This is a genomic window from Mycobacteroides salmoniphilum (assembly GCF_004924335.1).
Taxonomy (GTDB): domain Bacteria; phylum Actinomycetota; class Actinomycetes; order Mycobacteriales; family Mycobacteriaceae; genus Mycobacterium; species Mycobacterium salmoniphilum.
Genome location: NZ_CP024633.1, coordinates 540,145 through 562,128 on the forward strand (window position 1 = coordinate 540,145; position 21,984 = coordinate 562,128).

21 protein-coding genes are annotated in these 21,984 nt (G+C 65.0%); 6 read left to right on the forward strand and 15 right to left on the reverse strand.

Annotation, left to right across the window (positions count from 1 at the left end; all coding sequences use genetic code 11):
• Positions 1–135 precede the first annotated feature (135 nt).
• Positions 136–2,043 (forward strand): MinD/ParA family ATP-binding protein, encoded by a 1,908-nt coding sequence (locus DSM43276_RS02715; RefSeq protein ID WP_078331249.1) that lies wholly within the window; start codon positions 136–138, stop codon positions 2,041–2,043.
• Here DSM43276_RS02715 and mnhG read toward each other — a convergent pair.
• The 10 genes from mnhG to moeA form a co-directional block, all read right to left on the reverse strand.
• Entirely contained in the window at positions 2,040–2,366 is a 327-nt protein-coding gene (mnhG, locus tag DSM43276_RS02720) for a monovalent cation/H(+) antiporter subunit G (protein WP_078331248.1), read from the reverse strand. The genes DSM43276_RS02715 and mnhG overlap by 4 nt on opposite strands.
• Positions 2,363–2,656 carry a monovalent cation/H+ antiporter complex subunit F gene (locus DSM43276_RS02725; RefSeq protein WP_078331247.1) on the reverse strand — a complete coding sequence of 98 codons (294 nt, stop codon included), beginning with the start codon at positions 2,654–2,656 and terminating at the stop codon, positions 2,363–2,365. The genes mnhG and DSM43276_RS02725 overlap by 4 nt, the downstream gene beginning before the upstream one ends.
• Positions 2,653–3,231: a Na+/H+ antiporter subunit E gene (locus DSM43276_RS02730; RefSeq protein ID WP_078331246.1), complete on the reverse strand. Its 579-nt coding sequence runs from the start codon at positions 3,229–3,231 to the stop codon at positions 2,653–2,655. The genes DSM43276_RS02725 and DSM43276_RS02730 overlap by 4 nt, the downstream gene beginning before the upstream one ends.
• Complete coding sequence (locus tag DSM43276_RS02735) at positions 3,228–4,829, reverse strand: Na+/H+ antiporter subunit D (protein ID WP_078331245.1); 1,602 nt, start codon at positions 4,827–4,829, stop codon at positions 3,228–3,230. Before DSM43276_RS02735 ends, DSM43276_RS02730 begins: the two co-directional genes overlap by 4 nt.
• Positions 4,826–5,284, reverse strand: a complete 459-nt coding sequence (locus DSM43276_RS02740) for a Na(+)/H(+) antiporter subunit C (RefSeq protein ID WP_078331244.1) — start codon at positions 5,282–5,284, stop codon at positions 4,826–4,828. Before DSM43276_RS02740 ends, DSM43276_RS02735 begins: the two co-directional genes overlap by 4 nt.
• Positions 5,281–8,130, reverse strand: coding sequence for a Na+/H+ antiporter subunit A (locus DSM43276_RS02745; protein ID WP_078331307.1), 2,850 nt, complete (start codon positions 8,128–8,130; stop codon positions 5,281–5,283). Before DSM43276_RS02745 ends, DSM43276_RS02740 begins: the two co-directional genes overlap by 4 nt.
• Before the next feature lie 86 nt (positions 8,131–8,216).
• Positions 8,217–10,442 (reverse strand): AAA family ATPase, encoded by a 2,226-nt coding sequence (locus DSM43276_RS02750; RefSeq protein WP_078331243.1) that lies wholly within the window; start codon positions 10,440–10,442, stop codon positions 8,217–8,219.
• A gap of 6 nt (positions 10,443–10,448) precedes the next feature.
• The gene (gene pssA, locus DSM43276_RS02755; RefSeq protein ID WP_078331242.1) at positions 10,449–11,336 is read right to left on the reverse strand and encodes a CDP-diacylglycerol--serine O-phosphatidyltransferase; all 888 of its coding nucleotides are present in this window, start codon (positions 11,334–11,336) and stop codon (positions 10,449–10,451) included.
• Between the two features lie 11 nt (positions 11,337–11,347).
• A complete protein-coding gene (locus DSM43276_RS02760) occupies positions 11,348–12,079 on the reverse strand; it encodes a phosphatidylserine decarboxylase (RefSeq protein ID WP_078331241.1) in 732 nt (243 codons plus the stop codon).
• Positions 12,080–12,196: 117 nt separating this feature from the next.
• Positions 12,197–13,390 carry a molybdopterin molybdotransferase MoeA gene (gene moeA / locus DSM43276_RS02765; protein WP_078331240.1) on the reverse strand — a complete coding sequence of 398 codons (1,194 nt, stop codon included), beginning with the start codon at positions 13,388–13,390 and terminating at the stop codon, positions 12,197–12,199.
• Between the two features lie 116 nt (positions 13,391–13,506).
• Between moeA and DSM43276_RS02770 the strand changes: the two genes are divergently transcribed.
• Both DSM43276_RS02770 and DSM43276_RS02775 read left to right on the forward strand, forming a co-directional pair.
• On the forward strand, positions 13,507–14,304 hold the full coding sequence (locus DSM43276_RS02770; protein ID WP_078331239.1) for an HAD-IIA family hydrolase: 798 nt from the start codon (positions 13,507–13,509) through the stop codon (positions 14,302–14,304).
• 15 nt (positions 14,305–14,319) lie between these two features.
• Positions 14,320–14,700 (forward strand): VOC family protein, encoded by a 381-nt coding sequence (locus DSM43276_RS02775; protein ID WP_078331238.1) that lies wholly within the window; start codon positions 14,320–14,322, stop codon positions 14,698–14,700.
• Here the strand turns inward: DSM43276_RS02775 and DSM43276_RS02780 are convergent.
• On the reverse strand, positions 14,697–15,050 hold the full coding sequence (locus DSM43276_RS02780; protein WP_078331237.1) for a hypothetical protein: 354 nt from the start codon (positions 15,048–15,050) through the stop codon (positions 14,697–14,699). The genes DSM43276_RS02775 and DSM43276_RS02780 overlap by 4 nt on opposite strands.
• The gene (locus tag DSM43276_RS02785; RefSeq protein ID WP_169053087.1) at positions 15,047–15,640 is read right to left on the reverse strand and encodes an MspA family porin; all 594 of its coding nucleotides are present in this window, start codon (positions 15,638–15,640) and stop codon (positions 15,047–15,049) included. The genes DSM43276_RS02780 and DSM43276_RS02785 overlap by 4 nt, the downstream gene beginning before the upstream one ends.
• 192 nt (positions 15,641–15,832) lie before the next feature.
• On the opposite strand from DSM43276_RS02785, the gene DSM43276_RS02790 reads away from it, so the two are divergent.
• The gene (locus tag DSM43276_RS02790; protein ID WP_078331305.1) at positions 15,833–16,747 is read left to right on the forward strand and encodes an SDR family NAD(P)-dependent oxidoreductase; all 915 of its coding nucleotides are present in this window, start codon (positions 15,833–15,835) and stop codon (positions 16,745–16,747) included.
• Here the strand turns inward: DSM43276_RS02790 and DSM43276_RS02795 are convergent.
• The 3 genes from DSM43276_RS02795 to DSM43276_RS02805 form a co-directional block, all read right to left on the reverse strand.
• On the reverse strand, positions 16,744–17,247 hold the full coding sequence (locus DSM43276_RS02795) for a cupin domain-containing protein (protein ID WP_078331236.1): 504 nt from the start codon (positions 17,245–17,247) through the stop codon (positions 16,744–16,746). The genes DSM43276_RS02790 and DSM43276_RS02795 overlap by 4 nt on opposite strands.
• A gap of 19 nt (positions 17,248–17,266) precedes the next feature.
• Positions 17,267–18,961 (reverse strand): DEAD/DEAH box helicase, encoded by a 1,695-nt coding sequence (locus DSM43276_RS02800; RefSeq protein ID WP_078331235.1) that lies wholly within the window; start codon positions 18,959–18,961, stop codon positions 17,267–17,269.
• A gap of 146 nt (positions 18,962–19,107) precedes the next feature.
• Positions 19,108–20,031: an SDR family NAD(P)-dependent oxidoreductase gene (locus DSM43276_RS02805; protein ID WP_078331234.1), complete on the reverse strand. Its 924-nt coding sequence runs from the start codon at positions 20,029–20,031 to the stop codon at positions 19,108–19,110.
• A gap of 100 nt (positions 20,032–20,131) precedes the next feature.
• On the opposite strand from DSM43276_RS02805, the gene DSM43276_RS02810 reads away from it, so the two are divergent.
• Positions 20,132–20,695, forward strand: a complete 564-nt coding sequence (locus DSM43276_RS02810) for a TetR/AcrR family transcriptional regulator (protein ID WP_078331233.1) — start codon at positions 20,132–20,134, stop codon at positions 20,693–20,695.
• Between the two features lie 46 nt (positions 20,696–20,741).
• The gene (locus DSM43276_RS02815; RefSeq protein WP_078331232.1) at positions 20,742–21,836 is read left to right on the forward strand and encodes a hypothetical protein; all 1,095 of its coding nucleotides are present in this window, start codon (positions 20,742–20,744) and stop codon (positions 21,834–21,836) included.
• The last annotated feature ends 148 nt before the right edge of the window (positions 21,837–21,984 follow it).

The following is a 21,984-nucleotide window of genomic DNA, read 5'->3' on the forward strand; positions in this document are numbered from 1 at the left end:
AGGACAGCAAGATGGCTGACGCTAGAGACGCCCGGCGGGTTTTTGACGCCGGTGTGCTCTCGCTTGGTATCCCAATCGACCGTCTGGAAACGGACCACGATGTCGTGCATGGCAATGATGGCGAAGTGATCCTATATGGCTGATTCCCAAGACAACACACCCGATTCGCCGCCGCCGAGCGGCCCATGGCGTGAGCCCGTCGCTGATGGTTTGGGCGGCGGAGACACCAAGGGCAATCCGTTCCGTCGATCCAAGAAGCCGAACCAGGAATTCGTACCGCCCAGCGCCGACTATTTTCCGCAACCTACGCTCAAGCCGCCGCCTTCGCTGCCGAAGACTCCCAAACTCTCACGGCGCCAACGGAACCATCAGCGTCCGATGAATCCGGTATGGGAGCCAGATCCGCTGAGCGCGTATGGCATGCCGCAGTACCAGAACCCGGCGCCTCAAGCTCCACCGCAGCAGGGATCACCGCAGGCTCGGCCGCAGGGGTACGGTGCGCCGGCTCAACAGCCGCCGCAGAACTACTACGGGCCGCCGCCGCAGAACTACTACGCCCCGCCGGCGCCCCCTGCCCAGCTGCAGGGGCCCACGGCTCCGGTGGAGTCCTTCGCACCCGCCGCACCCCCTCCCGCACCCGAGCGGGCAAGCCAGCTACCGGCATGGCCCGCCTCCGCCGTGGTGCCCGAGGCTCCCGCCGCGGCACCTCCGGTCGAACAGCCTCCGGTGCGCGATGAGGAAGAAGTGCCCAGGGACGAGGCGCCGAGGGTGGAGGCGCCCGCCGAGGTGCCCCCGCAGCCGCCCGCACCCGCGGCTCCGACACCAGCACCACAGATCCGGCCGGACGACGCGACCTCGATGATTCCGGACGGCATGACGCCGTGGGGTGGACATGCGCCCCAAACACCCCCTGTACCAAAGCCGCCCGCGGCATTGTGGGCGGCGCAGCCGCTTGCACCCCCGCCCGCGGCGTTCCCCCGAGCGGACTGGAACGGGCCTGCCACACCGCAACGGGCGCCCTTCGTTCCGGGGCAGACTCCGTTCACCGCTGCGCGTCCTGAAGCGCCTGTGTACCGACCGCCGCCGCAGCCATCACGACCGCAGGGGCCCAGCCACGACCAGCTTGGTCTCATCAGGTCGGTCAAACCGTTGCCGAGAAGCGGGTGGCGCAAGGCCGTTCACCGGCTCTCGGGTGGTGCGATCAACCCCGGCGAGTCTTCGGATGAATCGCATCGCAGCGAGTTGATCGACCGAATCAATCTTCCTGTCCGCGGTGACTACCGGATCGCCGTGTTGTCCCTGAAAGGGGGCGTGGGTAAGACCACCTCCACGTTCTCGTTGGGTGCCACCTTCGCCTCATTACGTGGCGACCGTGTGATCGCCGTCGATGCGAACCCGGATTTCGGAACGCTTGCGCAACGCGGTCCGGATGAGACCCGTTCAACTGCGCGAGATCTGCTGCGTGATCCCGATATTCACCGATATTCCGATGTGCGCAGGCACACCTCGCAGAGTGCGAGCCGGTTAGAGGTACTCGCCTCCGAACGCGATCCGGCGGCATCTGAGTTGTTCTCCGAAGCCGACTATCTCGCGGTGATGCGGATCCTGCAGCGGTTCTACAACATCATCCTCACTGACTGCGGCACCGGACTTATGCACTCGGCGATGGCGGGCGTGCTGGGCGAAGCCAATGCCATCGTCCTGGTGACGTCGCCGGCAATCGACGGTGCGCGCAGCGCCCTTGCGACCCTGGACTGGCTTGACCACCACGGGTATTCGCATCTGGTGCGGCAATCCGTGGTGGCTATCAGCTCCTCGCGGCCGGGTGCTTCCTCGATCGACCTCGAACAGCTGAGCCGACATTTTCTGACGCGGGCCAGGGCGGTGCACATCGTCCCGTTCGACAACCACCTGTCGGAGGGGTCGGAGATCTCTTTGGATCTGATGGGCAAGAAGACGCGGCTGGCGTTCATGGAGCTGGCGGCCTCGGTGGCCGACGGCTTCTACGAGGGTGGAAACACCCGGCAGACGAGTTGGAGCTAACGCTCCAGTTCGTCGGTGGTCATCAGATCGTCGCGGACGCTGCGCTCGTGATAGGCCAGCCGTGCCACCCGGTGTGCGACTACCGGGGCGGTGATGATGGTAAACAGCCCAGCGAGCACGATCATGCTGACGTCGGCATGCCCGCGAAGCCGTAGCCCGGCGCCGGCCAAGACCAGTAGCAGCCCCAGCACCTGCGGCTTGGACGCGGCGTGCATGCGGGCCAACGTGTCGGGAAATCGCACCACGCCGATCGCCGCCGTGAGGGCCAGCACTGAACCGCACAACACCAGCGCACCGGAGATTCCGTCGAGAAGAGTGTTCATCGTGGTTGCCTCCTCTCGTCGCGGGGGTCGATCGCGGTGTCGGGCACACGGAATCGCGTCACGCTCACCGAACCGAGGAAACTGATCAGGGACAGGGCGACCATTCCGTACAGCACGGTGGAATCCAGGCTGTACGCAGCCCATGCGGCCAGTGCGCACATCGTGACGGCCACCAAGGTGTCCACGGCGACGAGTCGGTCCAATGTGTTGGGTCCGGCGAGCAACCGGTACATCGTGACGGTGGCCGCTGCGATGAGCAGCACCGCGGCGATATGCCATACGAGGCTCATAACCCCTCCCTCGTCTCGGACTCGTCGACGGTGTCATCCTCGGGATGCCAATCGGCATCACGTTCGAAGGCTGCGATGAAAAGTCTTTCCAATTGCCGTAATTGGGCGTAAAAAATCGCCACTGCCTTCGGTGAACCCACATCCAGCACGTGCACATACGCCAGTCGGCGTTCTTGGTCGATTTCCAGGACCACCGAACCGGGGATGATCGTCAGCGTGTTGAGCAGCAGTGCCATCACCAGATCTGACTTCACCGAAAGCTGTGCTCGCAGTACGGCACTCAGCGGCGGCGGGCCCGGTCTGATCGCCAGCCACGCCACCTGCAGACTCGAGAGCACCATGTAATACGCGACAGTGAACGCAAGCCGGATCATCGACACCACATGCAGACGGCCCTCGACCGGCAGGCGTGGCATCGGTAGCAGGAGTGTGATGACCAGAGCCACGAGTAGTCCGGTAGCGGTGTTGGCGACCGAGAAATTGCCCCACAGCATCGTCCAGACCAGCACGAGCCATACCAAAATCCAAGCCCGCAAGATGATTTCGCGAGGGCCGTGCATTGCCAGGGTTTTCATCGTGGGCCACCCCCGAGGACGGCACTGATGTACACCGTGCGGTCCCGAACCTCTGCCGCTGCTCGGTCGCTGATCCCCATGATGGGCCCGGCGAAGATGGTCAGCGCCACCCCGACCGCGATCAATCCCAATGTGGGCGCCAGCATGCCGGCCGGCATCCGGCCCACGTCGGCGCGGTCCACGAACGCAACTTCTTCGCTGTCATCGAGAAGTGCGGACGGCGAAGCCGCGGCGAGGTCGCCCTCCGGTGCGTCCGCGCGTGGCCGCCAGAACGCCTTGGTCCAGACGCGGGCCACCGCGTACAGGGTCAGCAGACTCGTGATCGTGCCCCCGGCCACGAGGGTCCATGCCAGTACCGAGCCCTGCAGCGACCCTGCCTCCAGGAGTGCGACTTTGCCGATGAAACCCGAGAATGGTGGGATGCCACCCAGGTTCAGCGCGGGGACGACGAATGCGAAGGCCAGCAGCGGACTGGCGGCAGCGAGGCCACCCAGGCGATTCAGCGATGATGCCCCGGCCTGGCGTTCGATGAGTCCTACCACGAGGAACAATGTCGTCTGCACAATGATGTGGTGTGCCACATAGTAAATCGCGCCGGACATGCCGAGCTCGTTGGATAGCGCGATACCGAAGATCATGTACCCGATATGACTGACCAGGGTGAAGGACAGCAGCCGTTTGATATCGCTCTGCGCGATGGCACCCAGAATACCGACGATCATGGTGAGTAGCGCGGCCACCAGAAGTACCGTGTTCAGCACACCGCCGGGGAACAATAGGGAATGTGCACGAATGATGGCGTACACACCCACCTTGGTGAGCAAGCCCGCGAAGACTGCCGTCACGGGTGCGGGCGCGGTGGGGTAGGAGTCGGGCAGCCACGTCGACAGCGGGAAAACGGCTGCCTTGATGGCGAAACCCACCAGCAGCACCGCGAAGATCGCCATCCGGGTACCCGAGGGGATGCCGTCTGCGCGGACGGCGATTTCGGCCATGTTCAAGGTCCCCGTCGCCGCGTACACGAAGGCGATACCCAGCAGGAACACTATCGAGGACATCATCGAGACCATCACGTACGAGATGCCGGCACGCACCCGGTCGGCACTAGCGCCGATGGTCAGGAGGACGAAGCTCGCGGCCAGCAGTACCTCGAAACCGACGTACAGGTTGAACAGGTCGCCGGCCAGAAAGGCGTTGCACACACCGGCCGACAGCGCCAGGTAGGTGGGCATGAAGATCGACACCGGCTGGCGCTCGTCGCCGTCACGGATACCTTGAGCGGCCGCGTACAGCACAACCGCCAGCAGCACGATGGCCGAGACCACCAGCATTAACGCCGAAAGGCGATCCACCACAAGGGTTATCCCCAAAGGACCCAGTTTCTCTTCGGTGGCCCCCCAGCCACCGACGGCCAACGCGAAGGTGCCGTCGCGATCCGCTAGGTACAGCAGCGCCGCACAGACCCCGAGCACCGTGGTCAGTGCCGTGACAGTGATCAACAGTTGCAATCGTGGGCGACGGCCCGCGATCAGCGTCAACGCGGCCGCCGCCGTCGGGATGAGGACCGGGAGCGGTGTCAGAACAGCGATGGCACTCATGACTTCTCACCCACCGGTAGTGCATCGAGTTCGGCGGGGGAATCCTCATCGATGGGGCCGGATGTCTCCTTCTCTTCGTCGTCGGTGACGGGCTCCGGGGGTTCCTGGGCGACGCGCACGTCCTCGGCGTCGTCGTCTACGACGTCGTCGGCTTCCAGCGTGAACATGCGATAGATCAGGGCGAGGGCAAAGGCGGCGACACCCATGGTGATGACGATCGCGGTCAGGATCATGCCCTGTGCCAACGGATCTGCCACGGTGGTCCGGCCATCGGACTGCCGTCCGATGATCGGTGGATTGCCGGAGGGGCCACCCACCGTAAGGATCAGCAGGTTGACCGCATTGCCGACGAGCAGCAGACCCAACACCATGCGGGTCAGGTTGCGCTCCAGCATCAGGTACACGCCGCACGCGGTGAGGGCGCCGATGATGATGAGCAGGCCGAGATTGGTCATGATGCGCGCACCCCTGTCCGGGCGCGTGGAGACTCCTCGAGCTCGACGTCCAGGCGCGCGCCCAGACTGCGGAGCACATCGAGCACTAGGCCAACCACCACCAGGTACACGCCAAGATCGAAGAACAGCGCAGTCACGATTTTGACGTGGCCAAACCCGAGCATGTCGAATTGGACTGTGGCCGAAGATAAGACCGGCGCGCCCAGCAGAATCGACGCGAGGGCGGTCCCCCCGGAGAAGGCCAGCCCGAGCCCGAGGATCTTGCCGGCGTCGAAGGGCAGGGTCTCGCCCAGCTCGTAACGGCCGCCGGCGAGATAACGCAGCACGAGGGCCAAACCGGCCGTCAGGCCACCGGCGAACCCTCCGCCCGGAACGTTGTGCCCGGCGAAGAAGAAATAGAACGACAGCACCATGACGAGCGGGAAAATCAGTCGCGTCGCCACTTCGAGGACCAACGATCGGTGCTTGGGATCGCGTAGTTCGCTGCTACGCAACCAGATTCCGGATGCTACTACGACATCCGGTTGGCCTGCCGCATCTCCTACCCGGGGAGCTCTGCCAAAACGCCGGTGCCGGAACATCAACGAGGCAACACCCGTCGCGGCGACCAGCAGCACCGAGATCTCTCCCAGGGTGTCCCAGGCGCGGATATCCACCAGCAGGACGTTCACCGTGTTGGCGCCGTGTCCGCGCTGATACGCCGCGTCGGGGAGCAGGTCGGCAATCGGGCGATCGCGTCGTGCTGCCATCGCGTACACCCCGAGAGCGGTGACCGTGCATCCGACCGCGACGGCGAGTAGGGCACGGGGCAGCCGGAATCTGTTGGCCTGCTCTAGATCAGATTCTGCAGGCAGGGCCCGCAGTACCAACACGAAGATCACGAGGGTCAGCGTCTCGACGAGGAACTGCGTCAGCGCCAGATCTGGCGCACCGTGTAGCGCGAAGATGACGCCCGTCCCATAGCCGGTGATGCCCACCAGTAGCACCGCCGCCAGACGGTTACGCATGACGGTCGCCCCGATGGCGGCCGCAAGCATCAGTAACCCGACCACCCCCTGCAGCGGGGAATCCCACAGTTTCAGGTGTGGTTCATCGCGCGCTCCGAGGGCCAGCACGGCCGTCGGCAGCATGACCAGGGTCACCAGAATGGTGGCCTGGGTGAACGGGATGGAACCTCGCTGCGTGAGCGCGGTCAATCGCTGAGACAGCACATCGGCGCCGCGCAGTACCGCGTCGTAGCCGCGGTCGGCATTGCCCAGCGGATTGACGGCGAGCCGCGCCCTGCGTAGGTGGCCCCGCTCGAAGAACGCGAAAATGCCGACGGCGAAGGCGAGGGCGGTGAGCAGCAGAGGCACTCCAAAGCCCTCCCAGATCGCGATATGCGCGTCAACAGGATTGGCGTAGCTGCCCAGTGCCCAGTTGAGCCAGTCGGGCAGTATGCCGGCAGCGATACTTGCCACGGACAGCAGCGCGGGAGCCGCCAGGAAGGCGGGAGCCGATGCGTGCATGCCCTGCACACGAGCGCTGGGTTCGGGTAAACCCTTGCGCGCGAACGCTCCCCACATGAATCGCATGCTGTAGGTGATGGTGAACATCGAACCTATGACGATCCCCGCCAGTACCCAGGGCGCGGCCGAACCGAGCACCTGGCTGTGCAGCACCGTCGCGAAGGCCAGTTCCTTGCCGACAAATCCGAGGGTCAGCGGCACCCCAGCCATGCTCGCCGCGGCAAGCCCGGCGATCACGAGGAGCGACGGTTGTCGCTGTCCGAGCCACGCCAGTTTGCGGATATCGCGGGTGCCGACGGTGTGGTCGATGATTCCCACCACCATGAACAGTGCGGCCTTGAACAGCGCGTGCGCGCACAGCATGACCAGCCCGGCCAGGAGGATGTCGGGATCGCCGGTTCCGGTGAGCACCACCAGGAATCCGAGTTGGCTCACCGTGCCGAAGGCCAGGATCAGCTTGAGGTCGTACTCACGCAGGGCTCGCCAGCCCGCCAGGATCATCGTGGCAATGCCCAACACCAACACGATGGGCCGCCACGGTGTCGCCTCGGCGAACCCCGGCGACATGCGGGCCAGCAGATAGATGCCGGCCTTCACCATGGCGGCGGCGTGCAGGTAGGCACTGACCGGGGTCGGCGCAGCCATGGCACCGGGAAGCCAAAAATGCAGGGGCACAATGGCGGACTTGCTCAGCGCACCGATCAACACCAGCACGAGACCGACGCTGGCGGCCATACCCGACGGTGGGTGCGCGATGAGGTCGGACAGCAGGAAGCTTCCACCGACATGACCGAGCACGATGACCCCGACCAGCATGGCCAGTCCACCGGCGGTGGTCACCAGCAGCGCCTGCACCGCCGCGCGGCGACTGGCAAGCCGTTCCGCGTAGTGGCCGACCAAGAGGAAGGACAGCACGGTCGTGAGTTCCCAGAAGATGTAGAGCAGCAGCAGATTGTCACTGATCACCAGGCCGAACATGGCGCCGGAGAATGCCACCAGCTCGGCAGCGAAGCTGGGTAGCCGCGGTTCGGTGTGACCGTCGCGATGCCGGAAGTAGCTCGCGCAGTAAAACAGCACCATTGACCCGATGCCGAGCACCAGCACACTCATGATCGCGGCCAGGGAATCGAAGCGCAGCGAGATGTCCATCGCCAGCTCGGGCACCCACGCAATGTCTACACGGACGTCCGTACCTTCGCCCGGCCATCTTGCTAATACCCAGATCAGCGAACCTAAGGGGACCAGGGCAAGGGGGTAGAACGCCAGTCGGCCAGCGCGCGCCACAAGTAGCGGCGCCATCGCGGCCGCAAGTGCGTGGGCAAGCAGAATGGCAAGCAAAGGCACTCCCGTCTATCGGTTGTTGGGCGGGGTGTCGTGGTGCCTAGTTTACGGGGCAGTCGACGATTGGCGCGACGCAACCCTTTTCAGCGGTTGTCAGCAAACGCGCGCAGGGATGCTACCTGCACGGGATCCAGCGACGGGCGCACCGTGCCCCGTGCGGTCTCGACATCGGCGACGGTGACGTCGGCGGCGTCGATGGATCGTCGCATCGCCGCCATCGCGGCCTCGCGCAACAGTGCAGCGCAGTCGGCCGCCGAGAAGCCGTCGAGTTCCGCGGCGAGGGCGTCCAGATCGACATCGGCGTCCAGCGGGACCGCCCGTGCGGCCGTCTTGAGGATGTCTTTGCGGGCCTGAGCATCCGGAGGTTCGACGAACACCAGGCGTTCCATGCGGCCCGGACGCAGCAGCGCGGGGTCGATGAGCTCGGGCCGGTTAGTCGCGCCGAGCACCACCACATCGCGCAGCGGTTCCACCCCGTCCAGCTCGGTAAGCAGGGCCGCCACCACGCGGTCGGTGACACCCGAGTCGAAGCTCTGCCCGCGTCTCGGTGCCAGGGCGTCGACCTCATCGAGGAACACCAGGGAAGGCGCCGAGTCGCGCGCCCGCCGAAACAGGTCGCGCACCGCCTGCTCGGAGGCTCCGACCCACTTGTCCATCAGCTCGGCGCCCTTGACCGCGTGGACCGACAACCGCCCGGAGCTGGCCAGCGCGCGCACCACAAAGGTCTTTCCGCAGCCTGGCGGTCCGTACAGCAGTACCCCGCGGGGCGGGTCCACGCCAAGGCGTTCGAAGGTATCCGGATGCTGCAACGGCCACAGAACGGCTTCTGTCAGAGCCTGTTTGGTGGTCACCATGTCGCCGACGTCTTCGAGGGTTATTGACCCGATGGCCACCTCCTCGGTACTGGACCGAGAGAGCGGACGGATCACAGATAGTGCGCCGACCAGGTCTTCCTGATCCAGCGCCGGTGCACTGGCCTTCTCGCTGGCCCGTGCCGCTGCCCGCAGTGCGGCCTCACGTACCAGCGCGGCCAGATCGGCCACCACAAACCCCGGTGTCCGTGCCGCGACCTCGTCGAGCTGCAGGTCCTGAGACGGCACCTTCGCCAAGAGAACTTCGAGTAGTGACTTGCGGGTGGCCGCGTCCGGCAGGCTCAGACCCAGCTCGCGGTCACACAGTTCGGGAGCACGCAGCCGAACGTCGATAGCGTCAGGATGGGCGGTGGTCGCAATGAATGCGACTCCGGAAGTTGCTACTGCAGAACGTAACTCGGCGAGAATGAGCGTCGCCACGGGCTCAGCGGTGGCTGGCAGCAGCGCGTCGATATCGGAAATCAGCAAGACGCCGCCGGACTGACGGATGTGGCTCACCGCCCCGCGTATCGCGTTGAGACGTCCGTCGGCCGTCGTGGCACCCACTTCCGGTCCGTCCAGCTCGACGAGCGTGCGCGCCGCACAGACTGCGCGGGCCAACGTTGCCTTGCCGACACCGCCCGGGCCGGATATCAGCACCCCCAGATTGGGCTGTGCGCCCAGCGTTTTCAGCAGTTCGGGTTCATCGAGCGCGAGCTTGAGCCACTCGGTGAGTCGCGCGGCCTGGGCCTGAGAGCCCTTGAGGTCCTCTACGGAAATCGCCGCGGGGGGCTCCGGTGGAGGAGGAGCCGAATCGGTGGCGGATTCCACAACCGGCGCCGGCGCCGGTTGCGCTCCGGGGCCCAACGGGTTCGAACCCTGCCAACTGACAAGAGAATTGGGTTGCACGCTGACCGGACCGGCCGGATCCACGGCCGTCACCGTGAGCAGCTCGGAGGTCCAGGTGATGCCTACGGACCGGGCCAGCGCCGTCGTCGCCTCCGATGTGGACGTGCCGGGCCCCAGGTCCCGTGGCAGCAGCGAGACTGTGTCCCCGACGGTCATGACCTTGCCCAGCAGCGCCAGCCGAAGCGTCGCGGACGAAACAGACTGGGTAGTGAGAGAGGAACCGCTCACGCTGATCGACCGCGCTCCGTAGACCGTCACGGGGGCGATGATGACGGACGCATCCTCACGCAGTCCCGCATTGGACAGCGTGACATCGTCGAGCAGGGCAGTGCCGGTCGGAACTGAGCGCGGTGCAACCCCGACGACCGCCGCCGTCGTTCGCGATCCTGTCAGAGATACGGCATCCCATTCCCGTATGCCCAGGGCGGCAATAGCTTCCGGATGCAAACGGACCACACCGCGCCGCGAGTCGACGGCCGATGTGTTGAGGCGAGCGGTGAGAGTCAGCGATGAGCCACGGGGGCGAAGAGCATCGGGTTGGTCGCTCATGCGTTCCTAGCGTGGCCTGCCGGGACGACGCAGACCCAGACGTTCCGCGGTGCGCCGCTTGGGGAGCGCGGCTTGCCGGAAGGCGCGTCGCTGGTCTCGGCGCTGATCGCGGCGAAGATCACGACGTTCCTTGGGCTTGGCGTCCCAGGATTCGGGCCGTGCCGCCACCCAGCGCTGACTGCGCCAGGCGAACGGGATATGTGCCAGATAGACGACGATCAGGATCAGCAGCAGCGCATAGGGGTATTGCAGGAGTCCGGCGGCGACCACCGTCACGAGAGCAAGCAGCAAGACCACCATGCGGGGCGGTACCGAAACGGATTTCATGGCGGCGGTGGGTATCTGGCTGACGATGAGCATGGACACGAACACCATCCATGCGCATATCGCCCACACCGACGACCACCATCCGTCGCCGAACTGCAGGAACGCCGCCAGTGGGGCGAGCACCATCAGCGCTCCCGCGGGAGAGGGCACCCCGACGAAGTACTCCTTGGTGAACGCGGGCTGGGAATCGTCGTCGAGCAGCGTGTTGAAGCGCGCCAGCCGCAGCACGATGCACACCGCATAGAGAAGTGAAAAGACCCATGCCGTAGGGGTATCCGATAGCATCGAGATGTACAGCACCACCGCAGGGGCAACACCGAAATTCACCGCATCCGCCAGCGAGTCGATCTCCGCGCCCATCCGTGACGTCGCGTCCAACAGTCGGGCGATCCTGCCGTCGAGTCCATCGAGGATTGCCGCCGCAGCGATCAACGTCAGTGAGATGTAAGGCTTTCCGTCGAACGCGAACTTGATCGACGACAGGCCACCGCAGATCGCCAGCACCGTCATCACACTCGGCAGGATCCGGATGTGCACGGGGCGCTTCTGGAACGCGGCTTGGTTCATGGCTGAGCCGCTTACGCGTTATCTGTCGATGAGGGCAGCTCAGCCAGCACGGTCTCGGCGCCGACGGCGCGTTGCCCTGGCTGGACAAGAATTTTCGAGCCCTCAGGCAGATAAGTGTCCACCCGGGAACCGAATCGGATCAATCCGTAGGTGTCGCCGATGGACAGCTGGTCGCCGACCTTGGCGTGACAGATGATCCGACGCGCAATGAGCCCGGCGATCTGCACCACCACCACATCGTGCCCGGTGCGGGTGCGGATCTGCACGCTATTGCGTTCGTTGGCGACACTTGCCTCGGCACGATCGGCAGACAGGAACTGTCCGCTGCGGTGAATGACGGCAGTCGCCTCACCGGCGACCGGCACCCGCTGAACGTGAACGTCGAACACCGACAAAAAGATGCTGATGCGGGGGAGCGGTTCGGCAGGCAGCCCGAGCTCCGGCGGCGGCACCGCGCGGTCGACCAGACAGATCTGGCCGTCGGCGGCGGCCACCACCACATCGGCGCGATTGGGTGGGATGCGTGGCGGATGCCGGAAGAATCCGGCGCACGCGCCGGCGAGCGCCAGCCCGGTACCGCGAATCCAGCGATTCTTGAACCCGAGGCCTGCCAGCCCCAATCCGCCGGCGATGAACGGAAGGCCTGCCGGATGGATGGGTGGGATGGTCGAGCGGAAGAGTTCGACGATATGCGGAATGCCGGAATCCGGCTCTGAACCTACGGGGCGGGGGCGTCTTGCCACCGCACCATCCTAGTGATGCGGTCGATGCGCTGGGGACAGCACGACGGACACGTGACGGGGATGCCATCGACAGCGCCATTCCCGTGCGGCCTGCAGACATCGTCGCGCCGGCCGTGATCAGCTCAGATTCCACACGCTGACTGTCGTTCCCGCCGCTAGTTCGGTGACGTCTTCCGGGATATCAAGCAAGCAATTCGATGCCGCCAGCCACCGCAAGTGGTGCGATGCGGGCGGTCCGACGGCCGTCACCGTGCCATTGCCGGCATCCCAGCACCCGCGACGGAACTGTCGCTTACCTGCAGGAGCGGAGATCGGGTCCGTCAGGATTGCCTGGTGGCGTGCCCGCGCCGGATCCAATCCCATGGCTGCCCGTAACGGCTCGCGAATGAATACCTCGAACGACACCAGTGCGCTGACGGGGTTCCCGGGCAGCGTGAGCACCGGAACGCCGTGGACGAGTCCGGCGCCCTGCGGCTTACCTGGCTGCATAGCCACCGAGACGAATTGGACACCGGCGTTGGTGAGTGCGTCCTTGACCACCTCATAGGCTCCGGCGCTCACCCCGCCGGTGGTGATCAGCAGATCGGCCTGCGCGCCGTATTCGTCCAGCACGGACAGGAATTGCTCGACGTCATCGGCGACGGTGGGTGCCACCACGGCGTCGGCTCCGGCCTCCTGGACCGCGGCGGCGAGCATAACGGCGTTGGACTCGTAGATCTGTCCGGGCTTGAGATCGGTGCCTGGGGGAATCAACTCGCTGCCGGTAGAGGCGATGACCACCCGCAGCCGAGGACGCACGGTGAGTTCTTCGAGCCCGAGCGCCGCAGCCAGTCCCAACGCCGGCGCCATGAGGCGGGTACCGGCGAACAGCACGGTGTCGCCGGCCCGCACATCCTCACCGGTAGATCGGATGTGTTGCCCGGCACGGGGTTCTTCGGTGATGGTCACCGTCTCGGTGCCGCCATCGGTGACCTCGACGGGCACCACTGCGGTTGCACCGGCGGGAAGCGGTGCACCCGTCATGATTCGGTGCGCGGTACCGGCTTTGAGCGTCAGCTCGTCGGTGCGCCCGGCGGGGATGTCCTCGGTGACGGGCAGGGTGACGGGGTTAGTGGGAGAAGCCCCTGTGAGGTCGGCGCGGTGAACCGCATACCCATCCATCGCCGAGTTATCGAACACCGGCAGATTAAGTGGCGCGATGACATCGGCGGCAAGGACCAACCGGTCGGCCGCGGAGACCGGTACCCGCACGGGCGCTGCTGCCTGGATCAATCCCGCGACGACGTGCTGGTGTTCGGCGACGGAACGCATCGGCTCATTATTGCCCGATCGCCCGGCGCATACCGCACGCAGGGGTTTTCGCAGCGTATGTGCACTCGGTATGCCCTCGGCGTGCGGTGCCCGCGGCATGGCAGGAAACTAGCGTTATGACCGTTGGCGGAGTGCTCTTCGATATCGACGGGGTCCTGGTGACCTCGTGGGAGCCGATCGACGGCGCTGCCCAGGCCCTCAAGGCGCTGGAGCGTGACGATGTTCGTCGTTGCTTCCTGACCAACACCACCTCGCGGACCCGGGTGCAGATCGCGGAGTTGCTCACCGCTGCCGGGCTCTCGGTGCCCGCCGATGAGGTAATTACCGCCGCGATGCTGACCGCCGACCACGTGATCGCCCAGCACCCCGGGGCACGGTGTTACCTGCTGAATGACGGCAACATCACCGCCGACATGCCCGGAGTCGACTTCGTCGAATCGCTCTCCGATGATCCCGATGTGATCATTCTTGGCGGGGCCGGTCCGCAGTTTGATCACGTGGCGCTGAGCCGGGTCTATGACCTGATGGCTCAGGGGATTCCGGTGGTGGCGATGCATCGGAACGCGGTGTGGAGCACCCGTGAGGGATTGCGCGTCGATACCGGTGTGTACCTGGCGGGTATGGAGCAGGTGTCGGGACGCAAGGCCGTGGCGGTAGGCAAGCCGGCCCCGGCCGGGTTCCAGCTGGCTGCTGAGCGGATGGGGTGCGAGCCGGATCAAGTCGTGATGGTGGGCGACGACCTGCATGTTGATGTGCTCGCCGCCCAGGTTGTCGGCATGACCGGCGTGCTGGTGCGCACCGGCAAGTTCCGCCAGGACACGCTGGACAGGTGGGCCGCCGATCAATATGCGATGCAACCGGCATATGTCGTTGACTCGATCGCCGACATACCACCCCTCTTGTCGGGCCTGTAGGCCAGAATCTGCGTCATGATCGATCACTTCGGTATCAACTGCGCGGACCTGCCGACTGCGGCCGCGTTCTACGACAAGGTGCTCGGCGTCCTGGGGTTCACCCGTCAGATGGATTTCGGTGTCGCCATCGGGTACGGGACGGCGGGAAAACCCGACTTTTGGATTGGCGGTGGCGACGTTGCGAGCGGTCCCAATCGTGAAATCCACGTTGCCTTCTCGGCCGCGAGCACCGAAGAAGTCGACGAGTTCTTCGCGACGGCGACCGGTGAAGGCGCCGAGGTACTCCATGCGCCGCGGCTGTGGCCCGAGTACCACCCCGGCTATTACGGCGCGTTTGTGCGTGACCCCGACGGGAACAATGTCGAGGCCGTGTTCCACGGAGCGGTATCCGCCTAAGCGCCAGGGGTAACAATCGGCGTCGGTGCGGTAGTCGTCCCTCCGGTTGATGGCGCGTGCGTGACGGGCGGTGCCCCCTTGGGCGCCACGATCGGGGCGGACGCGGTGCTGGGCTGACTCCACTGCTCGGAGTCGGCGTCCGAATCCGCGTCGGGCGGCCAGTCCACACTTGTCGGGGGCCAACTTTCGGCCTTGTCGCCACCGGTCGCGGCGGCTGGGGGAGCGCATCCCGCCGCCGCGCCGAAATCACCGGGGCTGCAGTTATCGGCGTGGGTGATCGGTGCCTGTGACATGGCTACGCATGCCCACACGACGATAGTGAGGACACGACGTTTCAGGCGAGCGCTCATAGCGAGAGGATGTCTCCATAGACGTTCACGCTGTCGTCGGATTTGTCGGTGTCGATCATCGCCGTCGTAAAGAACCGGATGGAGACGGGTCCGCCGCACGCGTCCACTTTCACGTGGGCGTCGTGGACCACGATTTCACCGGTGCGGCCCTTCAGGGCCTTCTTTCCCAACACGATGTTCTTGATCGTTCCCGGAAGGAGATTGATCGAGATGCTGCCGTTCACCTCCGCATACGGGCCGACCATGGCCAATAGATTGCTGCCGCCGGAGAAGCCCGGGCTCACGCCGGCATCGGCGCCAACGTCAACGCTTCCGCCCTCGCTCAGGTCGATCTGGCAGCCCAGCTGGAGCCCCATGACGAGGGCGCCGGAGTTCACCGGAATCGCGCCGTTGCCGTCGATGCTCGCGGCAGCCTTACCGGTGACAAAGCCCTCACGGGTGAAGGCCGTCGCAGCCATGTTCGGCACCGAGTTGATTGCCATCCGCGACAGCGCGGCACTCAGGTGCCAGCCGTCGTCGGTATCCGCCGACTGGCTGACGTCAGCAACCGGCAGCGGGTCTGCCGTGGCCAGCCCTGTACCCGCGCACAGAAGTGAAATTACAAGGCTGACAACAGAAGCAAATTTGCGCACGAACCTGCCTTACATGCAGTAGGTGGCCAAGCTCAGTGATCCGGCGATGAGCGTATTGACTCCGGCTGTGTGATCGCTGGTATCGAACACCGGGTGAACTGTGAATGCGGTGGGCTGGGCAGCGTGGTGGTTCTGGGGCAGGATGCGTTGGTGACCGCGCACTGGACCACCGCTGATATTCCCGACCAAAACGGACGCGTCGCCGTCATCACCGGCGCCAATACCGGTCTGGGCCTGGAGACGGCCCGCGCGCTCGCGGCCGCGGGAGCCCAGGTGGTTCTCGCCGTCCGTGATCTCGACAAGGGCGCTGCCGCGGTCGACGAGATCAAGAAGACCGCGCCTGCGGGGAACCTGGCGCTGCAGCGGCTGGATCTGTCGTCCCTCTCGAACATCACATCCGCGGCCGGCCAGCTGCGTGCCGATTATCCGCGGATCGATCTGCTCATCAACAACGCCGGAGTGATGTACCCGCCGAAGGGCAGCACTGCGGACGGATTCGAGCTGCAATTCGGCACCAACCATCTGGGGCATTTCGCCCTCACCGGTCTGCTGCTGGAGAACCTGACCGCTGTACGTGGCTCGCGCGTCGTCACCGTGAGTAGCAACGGCCATAAGATCAGGGCCGCAATACATTTCGATGACCTGCAGTGGGACCGTAGTTATAGTCGGGTGGGGGCCTACGCACAGTCCAAACTCGCGAATCTTTTGTTTACCTACGAGCTGCAGCGTCGCCTCGGGGCCGCTGGCGCCGCGACGGCCGCGTTGGCCGCGCACCCGGGTGCATCGGGCACCGAGCTGATGCGTCACATCACCTTTGGTCCTGAGGCGCTCAGTGCCGCAGTGCTGAAACTCGCCCAGAGCCCGGAGATGGGCGCATTGCCCAGTTTGCGTGCCGCCACGGACCTGGCCGCATCGGGCGGTCAGTACTACGGACCCGCCGGTTTCGGGGAGCTCCGTGGGTATCCCAAGGCCGTCAAGTCCACTAAGCAATCACACGATGAGGCTCTGCAACAACGGCTTTGGGCAGTTTCCGAAGAGCTGACCGGAGTGCGGTTCCCGGTCTAGACGAAGAAGTTGTCGTGGTCGATGAACCACTGGGTGCGCTGCTCGTCGGTCATATCGGCCGACTCTCCGAAACCTTCGAAGTAGCGCTGCCGGGGTGCGCCAGGCGCGAACAGCATCAGCATGGAAGCCGCTTCACCTGAATCGTTCTGGAATGCGTGCAGGCCGCCCGGCGGTACAAACAAGAAGTCGCCCGAGGTGGCGTCGACCCATGTCTCGCCGTTGTACAACCGCCACGTTCCGGAGAGCACGAAGAACGCCTCCGACATCGCCTTATGGAAATGCGTTGCGGCACCGAAACCTTTCACCGGGCCGGCATCGATTCGGTATAGCCCGTAATCACCGGCCGTGGACTGCTGGGTCGCCAGGTAGTGGTACTGGACCACGTTGCCGTTGTCGGGGGCGTAGTCGGGTGGATCGGTGGCCGGTCTGAACGCCGCGCTGATCTCGCCGGTGTCGCCGTGATACCGGGGATCGGGGTATCCAGAAACGATCAGTGACATGCGATCCACGCTACGCGCGTCACAGCTCCCGATGAAGGGTTCGGACCGCGACGATGCGCTCCTTGAGCTGGTCGCGAGTGGCCGCCGCGATCGGGGGGCCGCCACACCGGCGGCGCAGCTCGTTGTGAATCCAGCCGTGCGGTTTACCCGACTTGAAATGTGTGGCCGACACCAGCGCGTTGAGCTCGCGGCGCAGCTCGCGCAGTTGGCCGTGCGTAGAGGTGATCTCGGGGGGCACCTCACCCGAAGCAGTGCGTTTGGTGAGCTGCTCTTCTTGCCTGCGCCGCAAGAGATCTCGCATCTGGTTTGGATCGAGCAGGCCAGGAATGCCGAGGTACTCGGCCTCTTCTTCGCTGCCTGCGGGCGTCGCGGTGCCAAAGGATGCCCCGTCGAAGATCACCTGGTCCAGTTCGGCACTGGCACTGAGTGATTCGAAACCCTTCTCTTCCTCACCCGGCTCGGTGCGTTTGCGTTCTACGGGCTCCTCATCGCCCATCGGCTCGCGATGTGGCTTGCCGAGCACATGGTTGCGCTGCTCCTCCAGCAGACTGGCGAGCTCCAGCAGCGTCGGCACCGAGGGCAGGAAGATGCTGGCCGTCTCACCTGGTGTCCGCGAGCGCACGTACCGCCCGATGGCCTGGGCGAAGAACAGCGGTGTCGAGGCACTCGTCGCGTACACGCCGACGGCCAGCCGTGGCACGTCGACACCCTCGGAGACCATGCGCACGGCCACCAGCCACTCGCTGCCGTCGGTGGCGAACTGGGCGATGCGGTCCGAGGATTTCGGATCGTCGGAGAGCACCACGGTGGGTTCCGTGCCGGTAATCGTGGTCAGCAGCTTCGCGTAGGCGCGTGCCGCCTTCTGATCGGAGGCGATGATCATGGCCCCGGCATCGGTCATGCCGCCGTTGCGCTTCTGCTGGAGCCGCGCGTGGGCGGCGCGCAGCACCGCGGGTATCCAGTCGCCGTTGGGATCCAGGGTGGTGCGCCAGGCGCGTGCGGTCTGCTCGGCGGACAGCGGCTCGCCGAGGCGGGCGGCGTGTTCCTCGCCGGCGCTGTCACGCCAGCGGGCCTCGCCCGAGTACGCCATGAAGACCACGGGCCGCACCACGCCGTCGGCCAGCGCCTCGGAGTAGCCATAGGTGTGGTCGGCCTGCGAGCGCTGGTAGCCGGCGCCGTCGGGCTCGTAGGTGATGAATGGGATCGGGCTGTCGTCACTTCGGAATGGGGTTCCGGTCAATGAGAGGCGTCGGGTCGCGTCGTCGAATGCTTCGCGGACGGCCTCACCCCAGGTCTTGGCGTCTCCGGCGTGGTGGATCTCGTCGAAGATCACCAGGGTGCGGTGGTTCTCGGTACGGACCCGGTGCCGGGTGGGGTGGCTGGCCACCTGTGCATAGGTGACGACGACTCCGTGGTACTCCGAGGAGTTCTGCGAATCCGAGTTGCTGAATCTCGGGTCCAGGGACAGGCCGAAGGCGGCTGCCGACTGAGCCCACTGGACCTTGAGGTGTTCTGTCGGCACCACGACGGTGATCTTGTCGATGGTGCCGTCGGCCAGCAGCTCGGTAGCAATGCGCAGGGCAAATCTTGTTTTCCCTGATCCAGGGGTGGCGACCGCTAGGAAATCGCGGGGTTTGGCGGCCAAATACCGCACTAATGCCCTACGCTGCCAGCCCCGCAATGTATGGGTGCTGGGCGCTTCTACAGCCCGCACCCTATGGACTCCTCACTGATCGAACAGGAGCCTAACGCAAGGGATTACGGGGCTGCACCCTGACGGGCGTGGCGGGCACCGCGTGTCGTGTCACCAGGGTGGCAGCCGGTGACGATCAGCACAGTGCCCGCCATCTTCCCGTTCCGCTACTTGACGGGGAAGGTCACGTCGGTGAGTTCTTCAGATACCGACCACAGCCGGCGCTGCAAATCGAGGTCGTAGGACTGCTCGCTCGATGCGACGACCTTCGGGTTACCGCGTTGTTCCATAAATCCGTCCGGTCCGTAGTACTGGCCGCCCAGAGCGGCCGGGTCGGTGGCGGCCCGCAGTGTGGGCAGTGCGCCCATATCCGCGCCCTGGACGAGCAGCGGCGCCACGACGTCGAACACCGCCCGGACCCACAGCGGAGAGTTACGTGCGAGCTCGGTGTTGGAGCCACCGGGATGGGCGGCCAGGGCGACGGTGTTGGTGCCGACCAGGCGGCGTTGCAGCTCGTAGGTGAAGAGCAGGTTGGCCAGCTTCGATTGCCCGTAGGCCGCGACCCGGTCGTAATTGTGCTCCCACTGCAGGTCGTCGAAGTGGATGGCCGCGCGTAGGCGGTGCCCGATGCTGGAGACCGTCACCACGCGTGACCCCTCGACGGGCAGTAGGTGGTCTAGGAGCAGGCCCGTCAGCGCGTAATGACCCAGGTGATTGGTGCCGAACTGAAGTTCGAAGCCGTCGGCGGTGGTGGACTTCTCTGTCCACATCACACCGGCGTTGTTGATGAGCAGGTCGATCTTTTCGTAGCGCGCCTTGAGCTCGTCGCTGGCTCGGCGGACGGACTCCAGCGATGACAGGTCCAACGACTGCAGGGTGATGTCGGCGTTCGCATGCACTGCGGTGATCTCGGCGACGGCGGCTTTGCCTTTTTCTGTGTTGCGTACCGCCAGCACGACGTGGGCGCCGTGCGCGGCGAGCGCCTTGGCGGTCTCCAGTCCGAGTCCGGTGTTGGCGCCGGTGACGATCGCGACGCGGCCGGTCTGATCGGGGATGTCGGTGGTACTCCACTTGGTTGTTGATTGCGTCATGGGTGCTCCTGCGTAGTATCTCCAGTAACCGGGGCGGTTACTCCGCTTACGAATATACGGAACGGCCGCCCCGTTTTGTCAATGCCTGAAGGAGTGTGAGATGGATCAACCCGTCCGGCCCTTGCGTGCCGATGCCGCCCGCAACCGTGCACGGGTATTGGAAGTCGCCTACCAGGCATTCGCGGAGGAGGGCCTGGGCGTCTCGATCGATGAGATCGCGCGGCGCGCGGGCGTGGGCGCCGGCACCGTGTATCGGCATTTTCCGGCCAAGGAGGACCTATATCGCGCGGTCGCGGAGGATCAAGTGGGCAGCGTGATTGGCAAGGGGCGCGAGCTGCTGGAATCCGCCAGTCCCGGTGAGGCGCTGTTCGGATTCTTGCGTGTGGTGATGGACTGGAGTAGCGCCGATCAAGGATTAGTGGACGCGTTATCGGGTGCTGGTATTGATGTTCAGGCACTCATACCGCATATCGAGGAGTCCTTCTACGCGGTCCTTGGCGACCTACTGCAGGCCGCACAGAAGGCGGGCACGGTGCGCCCCGATGTCGGTGTGCATGAGGTCAAGGCGCTCATGGTCGGGTGTCAGGCCATGCAGAGCTACAACCGGGAGGTCTCGCAGCAGGTGACCGATGTCGTGTTTGATGGGCTGCGGCCGCGTCGGTAGTCACCGGAGGTTTGCTTCGCTACCTTGGGTGGGTCGGAGGTAGCAAATGTCTGTTCGTCGTGGGCTGGTCGTGCTGGCAGTGCTGGTGCCGGTGGCCGGGTGTTCGTACTTCGGGGCGCGGCACGCGGACGATTGGCGTAGTCGGACCGACGTGGATTCGGCTGAGCTGGCGGTCAACGCCGCGCTGCGAAATATCGATCCGTGCGGATTCGTGGACGCTGAATCGATCAAAGCCAGGATTCCCCGCGCGATCTCCTATGGACACACTGAGGGTTTTGACCGGTGCACTCTGCAGCTGGGCGGGTATGACGGTGATTTCGTGAGTGACGTCTCGGCGACCATCGGATTCGATCTGGCTCCTGAGCATCCGCAGGCCTCCGATCAGCCAACGGCCCCGATCGATGTCAACGGGATCAGCGTGGGGCATCTGCTGGGGCCGACGAGCAATCGCGGATGGTGCCGGTACGTGTTCAACCTCGATGCGAGTGATGCTCCCGATGTGTCGTCTCAAGGTGGCGCTGCCGATCTGATGGAGCGTGTTCGCCTGGTCGTGGTGGCCAGCCTCGCCAGGGATCCAGGTCCGGGTCGTCCCGTCTATCCCTGCAAGGAGGCAATCGCGATCGCTACCGGGGCCGCGCAGATTCGATCACGGCATCTGCCCGTGAGATCCGATTCCGTCGTGCGCCCCGCCGAACAGGATCCGTGTTCACTACTGGCTGACCTGCGTGGATTCGCCAGTTATCGCCCGGGCAATAGTGGTGTGCTGGAGAAGGAGCTGTACACCTGCTGGTTCAGTGCGGGGCCGCCCGAAGATCGGAAGGCGCAAGGAGTTGGGCTGACGCTGCGTCCGGTGGATCCACGCGAACCTGACACCTCCGAGTACGGCAGCGAGCGGCACTCGGTGGTGGAGCAGGACGACGGGGTGGAATTGCACGTCAGTACCGTCACCCGAACGTACGACAAGCCGTTCTGCGAGGTTTATTTGTTTCTCGGACGGAACTATTCGCCTACTTACCTGACGCCCGAGGGTGCCCGTCCGCAGGATGTCCGAGTGCCTGCCGCCGTGCTGCGCGGCACGTCTTCCTGTGACGACGTCAAGGCCGTGGCCGTGGCGGCGGGTAAGAAGTTCGGTCAGTTGTAAGCGGGTAGTGCGAAAGCTCTTCGAAGCGCTTTTCCGACGTGTGCGCGGCAGTTTCGGCGACCGGCTCGGCAGGTGTGCTGTCCGTATCCATTGGGCGCCAACCCTTCCCATTCGTAGCAAGGAGGCCGGGTACATCCTCGCACCTGGA